This is a genomic window from Brevundimonas sp. (assembly GCF_016463485.1).
Lineage (GTDB): Bacteria > Pseudomonadota > Alphaproteobacteria > Caulobacterales > Caulobacteraceae > Brevundimonas.
In genome coordinates this window covers 1-1860 of sequence record NZ_JAEMRD010000255.1, presented here as the reverse complement: position 1 = coordinate 1860, position 1860 = coordinate 1, and the positions used below count along the sequence as shown (strand labels likewise).

General features: G+C 60.1%; 1 protein-coding gene. It reads right to left on the bottom strand.

Features of this window, described 5'->3' with window-relative positions:
• Positions 1 to 23: 23 nt before the first annotated feature.
• Entirely contained in the window at positions 24 to 1661 is a 1638-nt protein-coding gene (locus JHC99_RS18615; protein WP_292156182.1) for a DNA methyltransferase, read from the bottom strand.
• Positions 1662 to 1860: the final 199 nt, after the last annotated feature.

Below are 1860 nucleotides of genomic sequence, written 5' to 3'. Positions count from 1 at the left end.
GACGAGGACGGCTGGGAGGCGTTCTAAAGCAGTGTGCCCTGGGTGTTCGGGGCGGCCTCGCGCTTTGCCTTCTTGAATACGCTGGGATCGAGCCAGGGCATTTCGGGCCGTTTGCCGTCGAACAACTGTTCGATGGTCAGAATCTGCACCTTCGGATAGGTCCGCCCTCCGGCTTCGTAGAAGCCCGCCGCCGCCGCCCGCGCCACCATCGGCTTCGTAGGCGGCAGCAGGGTGACGAACAGACCCATCTGCGCGCCCTCGTGGTCGATGGTGGTGATCAGATCCTTGACCTGGGGGTCCGAGACCCCGCCGCCCTTGACCGAGACGATGGCCTTGCCCGTAACGGTCTTGGAGCCCGCCCCGTCGTCGGACGGAACCTGGAAATAGACATAGCCGTCCACCCCGCCGTCGGCGCCCTTGCGTCCGCCCTTGTAGGGCACGGCGTTGTCGATCATCGATAGGGCCCACAGCTGGAACTGGTGCTTGTCGGCCTGGGCCAGGGCCTTGGCGGCGTCCAGGTCGCGGGGCGTGCCCAGAACCTGGAACTGCGCCAAGGGAAAGGCGTCCCGCAGCCGCCGCTGAATCAGGCCGACCGCGAGGTGAGTGACGTCGATGCCGATCCAGCGCCGGTTCATCTTCTGCGCCGCATGGACCGTGGTGCCGCAGCCGCAGAAGGGGTCGAGCACCACGTCGCCCTCGTTAGACGAGGCCGCGAGGATGCGTTCGAGCAACGCGACCGGTTTTTGGGTGGGATAGCCGAGGCGTTCCTGGGCTTGCGAGTTGATAGGAGAAATGTCGTCCCACAGATTCTGCAGCGGCTTTCCTCGTCTCTCGTCGAGGAAGATTTTCATTCTAATGCGACCTTCTGCAGACTTCGGGAAGTGAAGAAGGCCTTTGGCGTCATACTCGGCCATTAGTTCGCGAGAAATTGACCAGCCGTTAGGGTGGGGTTGAAATCCCTTGTATTCATAGGTCAGATTTGGACGAGGGCTGGGGCTTCTCAAGTCGCGCGTTGTGTATCGGCGCCCGCTTTGATCTATCGATGTATATTTGCTATCGGTATGTTTTTGAGATAATTCTATGAATTGCCGGTTCCAAGTCGGTTTTTCTGTTTTGGAATAAAACAGGATAGTATCCGTTACATCGCCATATCCGGTTGATGCATCTCCATGTGAGCTAGTTCTTTTCCAAATGATTTCGTTTTTATAAAATTTCGGCCCAAACACAGCATCCAGCAGCAACTTCAGATAATGGCTCGCCGTGGGGTCGCAGTGCAGATACAGCGACCCCGTCGGCTTCAGCACCCGGTGCAGTTCCAGCAGACGCACCGCCATCATGGAAAGATAGGCCATCATGTCATTGGTCCCCAGGAAGGACCGCATGGCCGACAGCATGTTGGCGGCGTCCGAATTGCCCGATTGCAGCACCTCGGCATAGGCGCGCTCGGCCGTGACGTTCCAGTGCCAGGTGTCCTCGAACGCCTCGATCTGGCTCTGCGACTGCTCCCCGCCCGGCGCCCGAAACAGGACATTGTAGTTGGCGTTCGAGTTGAACGGCGGGTCCAGATAGATCAGGTCCACGCTCTCATCGCCCACATGCTCGCGCAGTATGGTCAGGTTGTCGCCGTAGAACAGCGTGTTGTTGGTCGGCGTCTGGCGCATGAATCCCCCGGCTGCGTCCTTTTCCCCCGCTTCGCCCCAGGGTGGCAAGGTCCGATGGGACACGTTGGGGCGAGGTCGGCTGCATAATGTGGCGGCGCCTCTTCTGACGGTCGGCCGTAGAAATCATCGCCTCTGACCCCTTGCGGATCGGACGCGCCGTCTATCTGTTACGCATCCTGAACGACCCGTCCCCTACCCC